The sequence below is a fragment of the Streptomyces sp. NPDC030838 genome, assembly GCF_055572035.1.
In genome coordinates this window covers 985290-1001196 of the sequence record NZ_JBVIED010000001.1, presented here as the reverse complement: position 1 = coordinate 1001196, position 15907 = coordinate 985290, and the positions used below count along the sequence as shown (strand labels likewise).

The following is a 15907-nucleotide window of genomic DNA, read 5'->3' as shown; positions in this document are numbered from 1 at the left end:
CGCCTCATCCGCCGTCCCCCTCCGCGTGCAGCGGTATCTCGACGGTGAAGACGGCACCGCCACGGGGCAGGTTCCCCGCGCGGATCGTCCCGCCGTGCAGCCTGACGTTCTCCAGGGTGATCGCCAGTCCCAGTCCGCTGCCCGCCGAGCGGGTACGGGCCGCGTCGGCCTTGTAGAAGCGGTCGAAGATGTGCGGCAGCACCTCGGGCCGGATGCCGGGTCCGCTGTCGGCGACCTCGGTGACCAGCACCGGCACACCGTGGGAGCGCGCCTCGACGCGCAGTCGTACGGTCACGGGCGCGCCGCCGTGCCGCAGCGCGTTGCCGACCAGGTTGGCGACGACGATGTCGAAGCGGCGCGGGTCGAGCCGGGCGCGGATGCCCTCGGGCAGTTCGGTGCGGACCCGGCCGTCCGTCCAGTGCCGGCTCTCCAGGGTCTTGCGGATGGCCTCGGCCGCGTCGATCTCGTCGGTGTGCAGCTCGGCCGCGCGCGCGTCGAAGCGGGAGATCTCCATCAGGTCCTCGACGAGCACGGCGAGCTTTCCGGTCTCGGCGCTGATCAGCCGGACAGCCCGGGCCGTGTCGGGGTCCAGCCCGCCCGCGTCCTCGTCGAGGACCTCGGTGACCGCCAGCATCCCGGCCAGCGGGGTGCGCAGTTCGTGGGAGACGTCGGAGGCGAAGCGGCGGGCGCGCTGCTCGGCCCGGCGCAGTTCCCGCACGGAGTGCTGGAGCTTGCCCGCGGACTCGTTGAAGGTGTGGGCGAGTTCGGCCAGCTCGTCGCCGCCCCGCACCTGGATGCGGGTGTCGAGCCTGCCGCTGCCCATGCTCTGGGCGGCCTGGCGCAGTTCCCGCACCGGACGCAGCACGCTGCGCGCGGCGAGCAGGCCGGGCAGCAGGGCGATGGCCAGGCCGGGCAGGGCGCCGTCGCGGGCGGCGGTGAGCAGCGCGTCCACGTTGACCTGCTCGTCGGTCATCCGCATGACGGCGTAGAGGATCAGCCGGGTGGGCAGGACGCCCTCCGGGCCGGTCCGGAAGACCGTGGGCATGGCGATGGTCAGGTAGGGGACGCCGTCCTTGACGACCCGCTCGAAGCTGCCGTGCGGATTCGCCCGGGCGGCGCGGCGCAGCTCCGGGGTGATGACGGTGGAGACGGGGCTGGTGCCGGAGGAGGCGCGGATCGAACCGTACTCGGCGAACACCACCCAGGGATGCGGCTTGCCCTTGCGGGCGATGTCGCGCAGGACCTCCTCCAGCCCCTCCTCCTGCACGGGCAGCACGAAGCCGGTCTGCTGGACCTGGTCGCGGAACGACGAGACCGCGGTGTCCTGCGCGGTCTTCAGCAGGGCGTTGCGTGCCTCGCGGTAGGTCAGCGCGGCGGTGGTGCCGGCGCTGACCGCGGCGACCAGCAGGAACGCCAGGACCAGCCGGGTGCGCAGCCCGAAGGCCCGGGCTCGCCGCGCCGACCGCCGTCGGCTCGCGGCCCGGCGCCGGGCGGCGGAGGGCCGCCCGCCGTCGTGCTCCGGCGCGTGGCCGTCGGGAGCCGGGGCCCCGTCGGCCTCGCCGCCGCGGTCGGCCGGGTCGCCGTACGCCTCGGCCGCCGTGGTCGTGCCGCGGCGCACCCCACCGACGTCGATCCCCCCGCTCACAGCGGCCCGAAGCGGTAACCGAAGCCCCGCAGGGTCTGGACGTAGCGGGGAGTGCCGGACTCGTCCTCGATCTTGTTGCGGAGGCGGCGGACGCAGGCGTCGACCAGGCGCGCGTCGGCGTGGTAGCTGTGCTCCCAGACGTGCTCGAGGAGTTGCTGGCGGCTGAACACCTGCTCCGGGGCGGCGGAGAGATGGAGCAGGAGCTTCAGCTCGGAGGGCGCGAGCGCGAGGCGCCTGCCGGCCTTGGTGACCGTCAGTCCGACCCGGTCGATGGTGAGGTCGCCGTGGACCTCCGTGGCCGGCCGTCCCGGTCCGACGTCCTCGATACGGCGCAGCACGGCGCGGATACGGGCCTCGATCACCTCGGGACGCGCGGGCTTGACGATGTAGTCGTCGGCGCCCGCCTCCAGGCCCACGATCACGTCGAAGTCGTCGCCGCGCGCGGTGAGCATGATGATCGGCAGCTGGCTGTCCTCGCGGACGCGCCGGCAGACCTGGACGCCGTTCATCCCGGGCAGCATCAGGTCCAGCAGCAACAGATCGGGGCGGAACTCGCCGAGCGCGGCGAGTCCGGCCTCGCCGGTCGCGGCCGACCGCACCTCGTGGCCGCGGCGGCGCAGACCGAGCTCGACTCCTTCGCGCACGGCTGGGTCGTCCTCTATGAGGAGTACGCGGGGCATCAACATTCTCCTTGGTGGTGGTCAGCGCCGGGCCACTCGCCGGCGTACACCCGAGATGAGCGCGTCGAGTTCGGTGAGCCGCAGCGGACGGGCGAGCAGCGCGAAGGTCAGCACGACGACGGCCGCTCCGGCGGCCGCGGCGGCCAGGTCTCCCGCCCTCGCGGCGCCCGAGGCCGCCAGATGGCCCAGCAGGGTGGCGGGTACGGCGGCCAGCAGCAGCCGGGCGTGCGCCGCGACGGCGGACGACCGCCACGGCCGGGCGACGGCCAGCCGGCGGCTCAGCACCCGGCCCGTCACCGCCCAGCCCGCGCACAGCGCCAGCGAGTACGCCGCCGCCATCCCCGTCACGGCCCAGCGGGCCGGCAGCAGCTGCGCGGCGGCCACGGACAGGCCCGCGTTGACGGCGACGATCACCAGGTTGAGCAGGAAGGGCGTACGGGTGTCGGAGAGCGCGTAGAAGGTCCGGGACAGCACGTACTGGCCCGACAGGGCGACAAGACCGGGCGCGAAGGCCATGAGGATCCCGGCCATGGCTGCCGTGTCGTCCGCGCTGGTCCTGCCATGACCGAAGACGAGGGCCGTCACCGGCCCGGCGAGGGCGAACAGCATGCAGGCGGCGGGTACGACGGCGGCGGCCGAGGCGCGCAGGGCGTGCGAGACGTCGCGCCGCACGGCCGCGGTGTCCGCGTCGGCGGCCGCCGCGCTCATCCGCGGCAGCAGCGCGGTCACCAGGGAGACCGTGATGATGCCGTGCGGGACGACCCACAGGGCGTAGGCGTTGTTGTACGCGCTGAAGCCGGGACCGCCGTCGAGGCCCGCGGTGGTGGCCAGCCGGGTCGTGACCCAGTAGGCGGCCTGGTTGGCGAGGACCAGCAGCACCAGCCAGCCGGCCGACCGCAGCGGGCGGGTCAGTCCGCTGCCCCGCCAGTCGAACCGCGGCCGCCAGCGGAAACCGGCCGCGCGCAGGGCGGGGACGAGGGCGAGTGCCTGCACGGCGATGCCGGCGGTCGTGCCCCAGCCGAGCAGCGCGGTCTCGCCCGCGGTGAGCGTGTCCCCGCCGCCCGGGGCCAGGCCCAGATAGAGACCGAAGACGGTCATCACGACGACGTTGTTGAGGACCGGCGCCCACATCATCGCGCCGAACCGGCCCCGCGCGTTGAGCACCTGCCCGAGCAGCGTGAACAGTCCGAGGAAGAAGATCTGGGGCAGGCAGTAGCGGGCGAACGCGGTCGTCATCGCCGCCTGTTCACCGCCGTAGTCGGTGTACGCGTCGACGATCGCGGGCGCCGCCCACACCGCGGCGGCGGTGATCGCCAGCAGGGCGACGACGCAGACCGTGACGAGCCGGTCGGTGTAGGCGGTGCCGCCGTCGGCGTGCTCCTTGGCGGCCTTGACCAGCTCGGGCACGAAGACGGCGTTCAGCGCGCCGCCGAGGAGCAGCATGTAGACGATGGTGGGCAGGGAGTTGCCGACCGCGTAGCCGTCGGCGGTCGGCCCGATGGTGCCGATCGCCGCGGCGACCACGGCCGACCGGGCGAAACCGGTGCCCCGGGACACGAGCGAGCCGGCGGCCATGACGGCACTGCTGCGCGCCGCGGACACCGGCTTCCCGGCCTCGCCGGCAACGGCACGCGCGCCCGCGGCACCGGCACCCTCACGCTCCGCGGCCGTCTCCGTCGTCGGCCTCACCGGCGGTTCAGGTACGCCTGGAAGGCGCGGTACAGCGTCTGGTTGGCGGTGCCGCCCAACGGTTTCTCCCATTCCCCCAACGTCTCGACGACCTGTCCGCCGGTGCCGAGCTTCCACCGCAGCAGTCCGTACGCACGTTCGTCAGGATCGAGAGTGGAGGGTACCCCGCGCATGTCGTAGACGTCAGCGCCGAGGGCGTGGGCGTCCAGCAGCATCCGCCACTGCAGGGCGTTGGAGGGCCGGACCTCGCGGCGGTGGTCGGCCGAGGCGCCGGTCTGGTACCAGACCCTGCGGCCCACCGTGATCATCGTGTGGGCGGCGAGGATCTCCCCGCCGTGGCGGGCGAGATAGAGCTTCATCCGGCCCGGCTCCTCCGCGTTGAGCGCCGCGTACTGACGCTCGTAGTAGGCGAGCGAGCGGCCGAGCCGGAAACCGTCGCGCTCCTCGGTGATGCGCAGCAGCCGGTAGAACTCGGGCAGTTCGGCCGCGCTGCCCACCACGACCTCCACACCCTCCCTCTGGGCGCGCCGGACATTGCGCCGCCACTCCTGGTTGAGCCCGGACCACAGGTCCTTGGTGCCGCGTCCGGCGAGCGGCACCCGGAAGACGTGGCGCGGCTGGGCGTCCCCGTCGTCCCCCGTCCCGTCACCGCCGCAGCGGCGCCAGCCACGGGCCCGCAGCCGTTCGGCGACGGCGGTGCCGAGCGGGTCGACCTCGCTGGCCAGGACGTCGGCCAGCCGTCTGCCCGGGCCGGTGAGCGACTTCAGCAGGGCGGCGTCCCAGCGCCGGTACGCGGGCGAGGGGCCGATGCGTACGGCGAAGGCGCCCGCGCGGCGCAGATGCTCCAGCAGCGGGGCGAGCCAGCGGTCGATGTCCGGGTCCGCCCAGTCGGCGACGGGCCCTTCGGGAAGGTAGGCGAAGTACTTGCGGGTGCCGGGAAACTGACGCAGCAGCACCAGGGCGACGCCCGTCAGCTCGCCGGCTTCCGGATCCGGTCCCCAGCCGAGCAACCGGGCGCGCCAGCCCTCCTTGACGTCGGCCCAGGACGGGCACTGCAGAAAGCCGGCGCCGAGCGCCGCGCCGCCGGGGGAGGCGAGGAAGGCGCGGTAGGCCCCGGCGGTGACGGGTCCCAGCCGGATGTGCTTCTCACGAGGGCGGCCGGGCGGAACGAGCAGCGCTGACACGGTGTGAGCCTCTCCTTCTCCCCGGGCTGTCGCGGGGACGCGGAGGATGCTCACAGCCGCCCATGACCGTCCCGAGCGGCGAATGTGACAGGACCATGACCGTTCCTCACCAGTCGCCGTCACATTGGCCCTGACTCCGCTGACCTGGGCTTCCGCGGTTCTAGAGTCATGACATCGGCGGTCCGGTCCTTCTTTGCCGGGAACGCCCCCATCAGCCTCTTCCGCCTGTTCCTCACGGAGGTTCTGTTGCCTCGCACACCCGTACGCGCCCGCACCCTGGTCCGTACCGCCGTCGCCGCGGCCCTGCTGGCGCCGCTCGCCGCCTGTTCCGCGAACTCCGCTCCCGCCGGCACGGCGGACGCGGGCAAGGGCGAGAAGGACGGGGGCCGTCCCGTCACCGTCAAGGTCACCCCCACGGGACGACAGGCCACCGCCGGGGAGCCGGTGAAGGTCACCGCGGCGGGCGGCACTCTCACCTCGGTGACCGTCACCGACGCCAAGGGCCGCGGACTCGGCGGCAAGATCGCTCCCGACGGCAGGACGTGGATCTCGGACCGCAAGGCCGTCCCCGGCACGGAGTACGCGGTCACGGCGGCGACCCGGACGGAGGGCGGCACCGCCGGCACCGCCAGGGCCTCCTTCGCCACGGCCCCGGCGGACAAGGTCAACAAGGTCGACTGGCGACCCGGCACCGACACCACCGTCGGGATCGCCCAGCCGATCTCGCTCGTCTTCGACAACCCGGTCAAGAACCGGGCCGAGGTCGAGAAGCAGCTCAAGATCACCACCTCGAACGGCACCGAGGGCTCCTGGGGCTGGATGCGCGACTGGTCGGGCCGGGACCGGGTGGACTGGCGGCCCAAGACGTACTGGAAGCCCGGGACCAAGGTCACCCTGAACGCCGAACTGAACGGCACCGACTCGGGCGACGGCGGCTGGTTCGTCCGCGACTACACGACCACCTTCACCATCGGCGCACAGCAGGTCGTCAAGGTCGACCTCGACCGCCACCGGCTGACGCTCGTCCGCGACGGCAAGACCGTCCGGAACATCCCCATCTCCGGCGGCACGCCCGGCGGCGACAAGCGCTCCTGGCGCGGGACCGCCGTCCTCATGGCCAAGGAGGGAACCATCAACATGAACTCCGAGACCGTCGGTCTCGGCGACGCCTACGACAAGATGGTCGACTACTCGATGCGGCTGACCTGGTCGGGCATGTACGCGCACGCCGCCCCGTGGAACGCCGCCTACTTCGGCAAGGCCAACCGCAGTTCGGGCTGCATAGGGATGAGCGACGCGGACGCGGCCTGGTTCTACGACCAGGTGCGGCCCGGCGACCCGTTCGAGATCACCGGCAAGGACACCAAGGGCGTCGTCGCGCCGGAGAACGGCTTCGGCGAGTGGAACCTGTCGTGGAGCGAGTGGCAGCAGCGGAGCGCACTGCGCTGAGCGCGAGCGCGCCCGACGGGTCCCGACTAGCCCTGTGCCGGATTGCGACGCAGCAGATAGGTGTCCATGATCCAGCCCTTGCGCTCCCGGGCCTCGGCCCGCAGGCGCTCGATGCGCGGGGCGGCCTCGGCGATCGGTCCGGAGACGGTGATCTCGTCCGGGGTGCCGAGGTAGGCGCCCCAGTAGATGTGGATGTCCTGGTCGGCGTACTTCCGGAAGGTCTGGTGGGCGTCGAGCATCACGACCACGTCGTCCACCCCCTCCGGGAAGCCCTCGGCCAGCCGCCGCCCGGTGGTGATCTGCACCGAACCGGCCACCCGGTTCAGCCCGGTGCGATGCCGGGCGACCAGCGAGGAGACACTGCTGATCCCGGGCACGACGTCGCTCTCGAAGGCGACCGCACCCCGCCCCAGCACCTCCTCCAGAATGCCCAGCGTGCTGTCGTACAACGACGGGTCGCCCCACACCAGGAACGCGCCGGTCTCGTCCTCGCCCAGCTCGTCGAGGATGAGCCGCTCGTAGATGTCGGCGCGGGCGCTGCGCCAGTCGCCGACGGCCGGCGAGTACCCGGCACCGCCCGCGCGGCGGTCCCGCTCGGGGTCGCGGGCCTCCACAACCCGGTACGTGCCCTCCGGTATGTGCGTCTCCAGCATGTCCCGGCGCAGCCGGGTGAGGTCCGACTTCACCTCGCCCTTGTCCAGCAGGAAGAACACATCCGTGCCGCGCAGCGCCCGGACCGCCTGGAGGGTCAGCTGCTCGGGGTCGCCCGCGCCGATACCGATGACATGAATCTTTCGCACGCCCCGAGTCTGCCGTACGCCACTGACAACGGGATCACCGCCCGGGCGATCACGGCCCGTCCGTCACTGTCCGTACAGCCGAGGCGCCCGCGCCCGCGCGTCCACCACCGCGGCGCCGCCGACCCCGTCGGACCCGTCGGCCCCGGCCTCCACGACATCCGCCAGCTCCCGCGCCCATGCCACGACGCCCGCGAGATCCATGCCGTACGCCCCCGGCCGCCCGGACGCCGCGGCCCATTCCTCCACGGCTCCGGCGCCCCGCCGCAGCAGCCGCGCACCGCCGGTCACATTGCCGCGGGCCGCGTGCGTGAGCCCCACGGCGAGCTGGGCCAGGCCCCGCCACAGCGCGCGCTCCTCGTCAGGCCCCGACTTCCAGGCGTCCTCGAACACCTCGTGCGCGTGGAACGGCTTCCCCGCGTCCAGCAGCGCCTGCGCCTCGGCCACGGACTCCTCGGGCGTCCGTACGACCCCCTCGGGCTGCCGCTTCACCCCCTCGGCCCCGTACGGCAACGGCCGCCCGAGCCCGTCCCGCGGCCGCGCATTCCGCGCGCGCCCCTCCACGTCCCGATCCCGCGACGTGCTGCTTCCGCGTCCCGTTCCACCCATACGACGATTGTCCCGCCCGGTGCCCCCTTCGGCGTCGCCGGGCCGGTGGGGTAAAGTTCTGTCCGCGCGATCACGCGGGTCACCGCGGGACGGCGCATCGGGACGTGGCGCAGCTTGGTAGCGCACTTGACTGGGGGTCAAGGGGTCGCAGGTTCAAATCCTGTCGTCCCGACAGAGTGCCTGGGATGTCTTCCCAGGTCAGGGCCTTGTTCCACTTCGGTGGAGCGGGGCCCTCCGTCGTTTCGGAGCGTCGGTCCCCGCCGCCGACTGCGTGATCCTCGAGACCATGAGGCCGGCAGGCGGATTCCGAAGGGACTCGGACGACATGGTGGAGGACGGGCGGGATCTCGGGGAGGCGCAGCAGCGTCACTGGCAGGACACGTACGCCACGCATCCGGCCATGTACGGCGGGGAGCCCTCCGCTCCGGCCGTCCACGCCGCCGGCGTCTTTCGAAGGGCGGGCGCCGAAGAGATCCTGGAACTGGGCGCCGGCCACGGCCGCGACACGCTCTACTTCGCCCGCGAGGGCTTCACCGTCCAGGCCACCGACTTCAGCCGCGTCGGCCTGGATCAGCTGCGCGAAGCCGCTCGTGCCCAGGGTGTGGCGGAGCGGGTGACCACCGCTGTGCACGACGTCCGTGAGCCACTGCCGCTGCCGGACGCCTCGGTGGACGCGGTCTTCGCGCACATGCTGTTGTGCATGGCCCTGTCCACCGAGGAGATCCACGCGGCGGTCGCCGAGGTCCGCCGCGTCCTGCGCCCCGGTGGCGTGTTGGTGTACACCGCCCGGCACACCGGCGATGCCCACTACAACACAGGCATCGCCCATGGAGACGACATCTTCGAGCACGGTGGCTTCGCCGTGCACTTCTTCCCCCGCGACCTGGTCGACGCCCTCGCCGAGGGCTGGGTCCTGGACGAGATCCATGCCTTCGAGGAGGGAGATCTGCCCCGCCGCCTGTGGCGCGTCACCCAGCACCTGCCGAGAGGGGAGACAGGGCTGTGACTCCGTTCGCGCCGCTTCCGGCTCAGCTTTCCTGAGGACAAAGCGGCGCGTGAGGGCCCTTCTGCGGTCGCGTTGCGCCGCGGACCAGGGCACAGCGGTCGTGGTGGACACGGGGGACGCGCCAACCCGTGTGCGACGCGGGGGCGAGGCTGTGGTCGACACCGCCTTAGCGATGAGTCGTCCTCGGGGCGACCGACGCCGCTGTGGGCCAACGGCACGCTCCAGGAAGCGGCCCGGGCCTGCAGGGCCGCGATGAAGTCGAGTTCGCCCGCGTCGAAGTCCCAGGGCTCCTCGCCGTCCTCCTGAGGGTCCTCGACGACGAACCACTGGTTGTTGTCCACGGGGCGACTCCAGAACTGTTCGGGTCGGCGGATCACGTACTTACGGGATGCCCCGCACCGTATACGCGTTCACGGGATGGGCGCGCCCACACCGCCCGCGATGATCGTTGAGTCGGCAATGAGAGAGCGCTATCAGGCCCTCGCCAGCGAGGGAAGGAAGAAGTTCGGTGACTCAACAATCAAGCCCTGTACCAGGTCTCGCGCCGGTCCTCCCGGCGCCCGGGGCGCGCACCGCGCGCAAGGCCGGTCTGATCGCCGGAATCATCCTTGTCTCGCTCAACCTGCGCCCGGCGATCACGAGTCTGGGGCCGTTGCTTCCGCAGATCGAGGAGGATCTGCGGCTGTCCGGTACCGGGGCGGGGCTGCTGACCATGCTGCCGGTGCTGTGTCTGGGGGTGTTCGCGGGGCTGGGGCCGGCGCTGCGGCACCGGTTCGGCGAGGACCGGGTGCTGCTCGGGTGTCTGCCCGTGCTGCTGGCCGGGATTCTGGTGCGGCTGCTCGATCCGACCGCGCTGCTGTACGTCGGCACGGTGGTGATCGGCGGTGCGATCGCCGTGGCCAATGTCGTACTGCCCAGTCTGATCAAGCGTGAGTTCCCCGACAAAGTCCCGTTGATGATGGCCACTTACACGATGGCCCTCACCTTCGGCGGTGCCGCCGCGGCCGGTGCGGTGATCCCGCTGGAGGACGTCGTCGACACGGACTGGCGGGGATCGCTGGGGTTGCTCGCCGTGCCCGTCGTGGTGGGCATCGTCGCCTGGCTGCCGTTCGGGATGCGCCGGGTCGCCGGCAGCGAGGGACGGCGGGCTTCCGTCGGGCCCCTGCTGCGGGACCGGCTCGCCTGGCTCGTCACCGCCTTCGTGGGGCTGGAGGCGTTGCTCGCCTATGTGATCTTCGGGTGGCTGCCCGCCATCTGCGTCGACCGCGGGATGAGTGAAGAGGCCGCCGGGTACATGATGTCGGCGATCACCTTCCTGCAGGCCGCCGGATCGATGGTCGTCCCGTTCTTCGTCGACCGGGGCGGGCGCGGGCAGCGGGGCTTCTGTGTGGTCGTCTCGCTCGGCACCGCGGTGGGGCTGATCGGCGTGGTCGTCGCGCCGATGTGGACCATCTGGCTGTGGGCGCTGGTCCTCGGCATCATCGGCGGCGCCGCGTTCAGTCTGGCGCTGACCCTCATCGGGTTGCGCGCCGGTGACGGCGACAGTGCCGCCGGGCTGTCCAGCATGTCGCAGGGCGTCGGCTACGCGCTGGCCGCGGCCGGGCCGTTCGGCGTCGGTGCGCTGCACCAGCTGTCGGGCGGCTGGGGCGTGCCCCTGGCGGTCCTCGTCGGGCTCTGTGTGCTCATGGCCGTCATCGGGCTCGGCGCGGGGCGTGACGCGACCCTCTCCCTCAAGCGCTGATTCTGTCCCTCGAGCGCTGATGCCGTCCCTCAAGCGCTGAGCCTGGCCCGCAGCGTCAAGCCGCACCGCCGCTCGCCTCACCACCTGCACGTCTTCACACCCCTTAGACCCGTCCCGGCCGTGCACCACGCCGACCCGACCCAGGAACTCGTGCTGCCCGGCACCCGCTTGGTAACCGTCCGATGGGAAAGAGAAGATGAAACAAGCAGATCTACCCGATGTGGGCGTGGCCGGCCCGGCCGATCCCGTGGCCGTCGTCCACCGGCACCTGATCCGGGACTCGGCCCCCACCGCGTCCTCCGGCCGGCCGGTGCCCGTCGTGGCCCGGCAGCAGGGTGCCCGGATCGAGACGCGGGACGGCAGGGTGCTGCTGGACGCCGCGAGCGGCGGGTTCGGCGGCGCCCACCCGAGGGTCCGGGCCGCCATCGCCGACCAGGCCCGCCGGGTCGCGCTGTCCAGCCGGATCCTGGTCAGCCGTCCGCTGGCCGGGGCGGTGGCGGCGCTCGCGGAGTTCTGCCCGGGGCCGCTGTCCGTGTCGTATCTCTGCAACAGCGGTGACGAGGCGCTGGACTCGGCGTTCAAGCTGGCCAAGGGCACCCATCCGGACCGCCCGTACGCGCTCGGCATCCGCGGCGAGGACTTCGGTGCCCTCAGCCACGGCCGGTCGCTCGGCCGGGGGAGCGCCGTGCTGCCGGGGGCGCCGCTGCGGCCCCGTACGGTCTCCGCGGACGCGCCGGAGGAACTGCTGGAGCAGGTCGACGAGTCGGTGGCGGCGGTGGTGATCGCCCCGGCGGCGCCCGGCCGTCCGCTCCGCCGGCTGACCCACGACTGGTGGGTGGCGCTGCGGGAGCGCTGTCACCGCACCGGCGCGCTGCTCGTCCTCGACGAGCGCCGCACCGCCCCGGCACGGCTCGGCCGCCCGCTCGGCACCGGGGCACTGGGCATCTTCCCGGACGTTCTGGTGCTGGGCGAGACGCTGGGCGCCGATGCCGTCCCCGTGGGGGTCTCGGTGATGACCCGGGCCGCCTACGACCGGGTCTACGGCCGCCGCAACCCCAGCCTGCACGGCTCCACCTTCGGCGCGAACCCGCTCTCCGCGACGGCCGTGAGCGCCGTACTGGACGCCGTGGTCAGCGACGATCTCGCCGCCCGGCAGCGGGAGTTCGAGCAGGCGGCGCTCCGGCTGCGCGAGCAGTTGCCGGGGTCGCTCGAGCTGCACGCGGACGGGTCCCTGCTGTGGGTTCGCACCCCGGACACCGGTGCCGCCCGGCGGCTCGCCGACGAGCTGGCCGCCCGGGACGTGCTCGTTCGCGAGCCGGCCGACGGGCTGGTCACCCTCACTCCGCCGCTGACCGCCGACCGGGAGGACACCGACCAGATCCTGCAGCGGCTCGCCGAGGCGCTGAAGGCACTCGACACCGAGGAGGCCGGACGATGAGCACCGCGACCGCGGTGGCGGCCCTGGACCGGCAGCAGGTCCTCACCACGCTGGGCCGCCACTGGAACCCCACCGCCGCGCTGATGATGGCCGCGGCGGGTCGGCAGCTGGAGTCGCACGCCCGCGGCACCGAGGTGTTCGCCGAGGACGGCTCCCGAGCCCTGGACTTCGCCGGCAGCTACGGCGTCTTCCTCGTCGGCCACCAGAACGACGCGGTTCGTACGGCCGTCCTGGACGCCCTGGACACCGCGCCGGCCCTGGTGCCGGGCACCGTCCACCCGGCGACCGCCGACCTGTTCGGCCTGCTGACGGAGATCCTGCCCGCCGGGCTCACCGAGTTCTCGCTGGGCTGCTCCGGAGCCGAGATCTCCGAGATCGCCCTGCGCGCCGCCTACCTGGCCCGGCCCGGCCGACGGAAGATCGTCATCGTGGAGGGCGGCTACCACGGCAAGACCCTCGGCGCCCTCACCGTGCTCGGCCAGCACGAGCACCGGGACGACTTCACGCCCGCCGACGAGGACCTGGTGATCGTGGCGCCGGGCGACGCCCGGGCCGTACGCGAGGCAGTCCAGGGTGGTGACGTCGCCGCCGTCTACGTCGAACCGGTGCTTGGCGGCGCGTACTTGCGGGTGCCGCCCGCCGACTTCCTGCCCGAGGTGGCCAAGGCCTGCCGCGACACCGGCACCCTGCTCGTCGCCGACGAGATCCAGACCGGGTTCGGGCGGACCGGGACGATGTTCGCCGTCGAGCACTCCGGTGTGCGGCCCGACATCATGCTGCTGTCCAAGGCGCTCACCGGCGGTTTCGTGCCCGTCGCCGTCGTCGCCATGACCGAGGAGGTGCTGGGGGAGGCCCGGCGGTCCCCGCAGTGGTATCCGGGTGTTCTGGACGGTACGGCCGTGTCCGCGCTGTCCATGGCCGCCGCCGCGGCCACCATCCGCGAGGTCCGGGAGAAGAACCTGCCCGAGCGCGCCGAGACCGTCGGACGGGCGCTGCGCGAAGGCCTGAGGCGGGCGGTGCGCAAGCATCCGCGGCACCTGGTCGACGCCCCCGGCATCGGTCTGATGACCGGGCTGCGCACCCGCAACCCGTCCGTGGAGAACCTGATCTCCATGCAGATGGCGGCCCGGGGCATCCACCTCGGCCACTCGCTCAACGAGCAGATGGACCAGCCCGTGCTGCGCTTCTACCCCCCGCTGACGGTCTCGGAAGCGGACATCGAGCGCGTCCTGGCCGCGCTGGAGGAGTCGCTGGCGTGGCTGGACCGGCGGCCGGCCTGGCTGATGCGCCGGATCACCTGGCTGCTGCGCCGTCAGTACCGGCTGCCGCCGCCGCTGGTGCTGAGGCTGATGCACTCCGACCTCGAAGTGAACTGGTGACCGCGCCGACAGGGGGGATTCACATGGAGATAGCCATCGCGGAGTCCGGCACGTCCGAGTGGTTCGAGGCGCGGACGTTCGCCCAGAACAGCTACCGGAAGGCGTACGGCGCGACGACCGCGCCCAGCCCGGACCGCTTCGTGACGGTCCGTGAGAGCGCCGGCGGCCCGATCGTCGCCTGCGCCGGCCTGACCGGGCCGCGCCCGGAGGGCTTCTTCTCGGAGAACTACCTCGGGGATCCCGTGGAGCGGGTGCTGGCGTCGGTGGCGGAGGTCGCCCCGGAGCGCGGCGAGGTCGTCGAGGTGGGCCCGCTGGCGGGCTCCGGCGGCGCCGGGGGCGAGCTGATCCGGCTGCTGCCGATCATCGCCTGGTGCCAGGGGAAACGTTTCATCCTGGCCACGGTCACCGACAAGGTGGAGCGGTCCATGGCCGGCGCGGGTGTGCCCTTCCTGCCGCTGCTGCAGGCCACCACCGACTGGATGGACGATGCCGCGCGGGCGAGCTGGGGCACGTACTACGACCGGTCGCCCACCACCGGCGTGGTGCCGCTGGACAGCATCGGACACCTGATCAACAGCCTGACCGGCCGCTACAACTTCGTCGAACTCGCCGTGCGGACCCTCGTCGGCACGGCCCAGGAGGTGTCCGGTGCGCACGCTTAAGAAGAGCCTGACCTCCCTGGCCGAGGACGACCGCCCGCTGGTCGACGTCCTCGCCCCCGACGGCTCGGTCGCCCGCTCCTACTCCTACCGGCGCGTCGTCGGCGCCGCCGCGGCCGTCGCCGGCGACCTGCGCGAGCACGCCGTACGACCGCGTGGGCCCCGCCCGGACGGCGATCCCACCGACCCCGGCCAGCTCCAGGTCGGCGTGGTGACCGCCAACGGGCCGGAGTTCCTCGTCGCCGACTTCGCGATCCTCGGCGCGGGCGGCGCCGAGGTGGTGGTGCCGCTGGCGTTCACGGCCGAACAGGCGGCCTCCCTGCTCGCGGACATCGATGTCTGCCTCGCCGACGCGGCGGGCGCGGCGCGGCTGGCCGAGTGGGGTCTTGAGCAGGTGCTGCCCCCGGACGCCGAGCTGCGCCTGCTCGACATCGACCAGGTGCCGGACGGCGACGACCCGCTCTTCACGGACCTCGACGCCGGCGAACGCCTCTGCAAGATCATCCACACCTCGGGCACCACCTCACGGCCCAAGGGCGTGTGCATCCGCGAGGCCGCCCTGGAGGAGCTGATCGGCTCGCTGCGCACGGCGATGCCGGACGGCGCCTACCGCCGCTATCTCTCGCTGGTGCCGATGAGCCTGCTCATCGAACAGGTCACCGCCGTCTACCTGGTGGTGTGCGACGGCGGCACGGTCGTCCTGCTGCCGCCCGAGGTCCCGCTGGTCGGCACCTCCTCGTTCGCCCCGCAGGCGGTGCTGCCGCACATCCGCGCCGCCAACCCCACCGCGCTCGTCGTCACCCCCGCCCTCGCCGAGGCCATGCTGACCGCGGCGGACGCGGCCCGCGCCGACCGGCGCGACCCCGTCACCGCCCTGTTCGGGCGGCCCGAGGCCCCGCTGGTGTGCTGCGGCGGCGCCCCCGTCGACGCCGACACCCTGCGCCGCCTCGACGCCCACGGCATCACCGTGTACGAGGGGTACGGGCTCAGCGAGAACAGCTCCGTGGTCAGCTGGAACACCCCGGCCGCCCGCAGGCTCGGCAGCGTCGGCACCCCGCTCGCCCACGTCCGGGTACGCACCGCGCCCGACGGTGAACTGCTGGTCAGGAGCACCTCGTTGTTCGCGGGCTACAAGGGCGGCGACGATCCGTCCGGGTGCGAGGTCGACGAGGACGGCTGGCTGCACACCGGCGACCTCGCCGACATCGAGGACGGCTACATCTGGATCAAGGGCCGCAAGAAGAGCGTCATCATCACGGCCGCGGGCCGCAACGTGGCGCCCGAGTGGGTCGAGGCCCAGTACCGCTCCCACCCCGCCGTCCTGGCCGTCGCGGTCGTCGGCGACGGACTGCCCGCCCTGCACGGCCTGTTCCTCGTCGACCCGAAGGCCCCGCTCGACTCCGTGCGGGCCGAACTCGACGCGCTGGGCCGCGAACGGCTCTCGGACGTGGAACGCGTCGAGGTCGCTCATCTGGTCCCGGCGGACGAGTCCCTGCACGCCGAGTTCTTCACCGTCACCGGACGGCCCCGCCGCTCCGCCGTGCAGACGGCGGTCACGGCCGGCCGCTTCGGCTGACGGTTCCCCGCCGCGCCGCTCACGGCGACCGACGCGGCAGCGCATATCCGGCAGC

The 15907-nt window shown here is 72.9% G+C and carries 13 protein-coding genes and 1 tRNA gene; 8 read left to right on the top strand and 6 right to left on the bottom strand.

What is annotated here, in order from left to right:
- Positions 1-4: 4 nt before the first annotated feature.
- The 4 genes from ACZ42A_RS04460 to ACZ42A_RS04445 all read right to left on the bottom strand — a co-directional run bounded on the left by ACZ42A_RS04460 (position 5) and on the right by ACZ42A_RS04445 (position 5198).
- Complete coding sequence (locus tag ACZ42A_RS04460; RefSeq protein WP_468526134.1) at positions 5-1435, bottom strand: ATP-binding protein; 1431 nt, start codon at positions 1433-1435, stop codon at positions 5-7.
- A 206-nt stretch (positions 1436-1641) separates the two neighbouring features.
- Positions 1642-2325 carry a response regulator gene (locus tag ACZ42A_RS04455; protein ID WP_468525623.1) on the bottom strand — a complete coding sequence of 228 codons (684 nt, stop codon included), beginning with the start codon at positions 2323-2325 and terminating at the stop codon, positions 1642-1644.
- A gap of 21 nt (positions 2326-2346) precedes the next feature.
- Positions 2347-4086 (bottom strand): murein biosynthesis integral membrane protein MurJ, encoded by a 1740-nt coding sequence (gene murJ / locus ACZ42A_RS04450; RefSeq protein WP_468525622.1) that lies wholly within the window; start codon positions 4084-4086, stop codon positions 2347-2349.
- Positions 4011-5198: a lipid II:glycine glycyltransferase FemX gene (locus tag ACZ42A_RS04445; protein WP_468525621.1), complete on the bottom strand. Its 1188-nt coding sequence runs from the start codon at positions 5196-5198 to the stop codon at positions 4011-4013. Before ACZ42A_RS04445 ends, murJ begins: the two co-directional genes overlap by 76 nt.
- 246 nt (positions 5199-5444) lie before the next feature.
- Between ACZ42A_RS04445 and ACZ42A_RS04440 the strand changes: the two genes are divergently transcribed.
- Positions 5445-6647 (top strand): L,D-transpeptidase, encoded by a 1203-nt coding sequence (locus tag ACZ42A_RS04440; RefSeq protein WP_468525620.1) that lies wholly within the window; start codon positions 5445-5447, stop codon positions 6645-6647.
- Between the two features lie 26 nt (positions 6648-6673).
- Here the strand turns inward: ACZ42A_RS04440 and cobF are convergent, their stop codons facing one another.
- Positions 6674-7447 (bottom strand): precorrin-6A synthase (deacetylating), encoded by a 774-nt coding sequence (gene cobF / locus ACZ42A_RS04435; protein WP_468525619.1) that lies wholly within the window; start codon positions 7445-7447, stop codon positions 6674-6676.
- A gap of 63 nt (positions 7448-7510) precedes the next feature.
- Positions 7511-8053 (bottom strand): DUF309 domain-containing protein, encoded by a 543-nt coding sequence (locus tag ACZ42A_RS04430; protein WP_468525618.1) that lies wholly within the window; start codon positions 8051-8053, stop codon positions 7511-7513.
- 98 nt (positions 8054-8151) lie between these two features.
- Between ACZ42A_RS04430 and ACZ42A_RS04425 the strand changes: the two genes are divergently transcribed.
- From ACZ42A_RS04425 to ACZ42A_RS04395, 7 genes are all read left to right on the top strand, one after another.
- Positions 8152-8225: transfer RNA gene (locus ACZ42A_RS04425), tRNA-Pro, on the top strand.
- 153 nt (positions 8226-8378) lie between these two features.
- Complete coding sequence (locus ACZ42A_RS04420) at positions 8379-9059, top strand: class I SAM-dependent methyltransferase (RefSeq protein WP_468526133.1); 681 nt, start codon at positions 8379-8381, stop codon at positions 9057-9059.
- A gap of 508 nt (positions 9060-9567) precedes the next feature.
- Positions 9568-10800 carry a CynX/NimT family MFS transporter gene (locus ACZ42A_RS04415; protein WP_468525617.1) on the top strand — a complete coding sequence of 411 codons (1233 nt, stop codon included), beginning with the start codon at positions 9568-9570 and terminating at the stop codon, positions 10798-10800.
- Between the two features lie 196 nt (positions 10801-10996).
- A complete protein-coding gene (locus ACZ42A_RS04410) occupies positions 10997-12238 on the top strand; it encodes an aminotransferase class III-fold pyridoxal phosphate-dependent enzyme (protein ID WP_468525616.1) in 1242 nt (413 codons plus the stop codon).
- Positions 12235-13617, top strand: coding sequence for an aspartate aminotransferase family protein (locus ACZ42A_RS04405; RefSeq protein ID WP_468525615.1), 1383 nt, complete (start codon positions 12235-12237; stop codon positions 13615-13617). The genes ACZ42A_RS04410 and ACZ42A_RS04405 overlap by 4 nt, the downstream gene beginning before the upstream one ends.
- Before the next feature lie 23 nt (positions 13618-13640).
- A complete protein-coding gene (locus ACZ42A_RS04400) occupies positions 13641-14279 on the top strand; it encodes a thermostable hemolysin (protein WP_468525614.1) in 639 nt (212 codons plus the stop codon).
- Positions 14266-15852 carry an AMP-binding protein gene (locus ACZ42A_RS04395; RefSeq protein ID WP_468525613.1) on the top strand — a complete coding sequence of 529 codons (1587 nt, stop codon included), beginning with the start codon at positions 14266-14268 and terminating at the stop codon, positions 15850-15852. The genes ACZ42A_RS04400 and ACZ42A_RS04395 overlap by 14 nt, the downstream gene beginning before the upstream one ends.
- Positions 15853-15907: the final 55 nt, after the last annotated feature.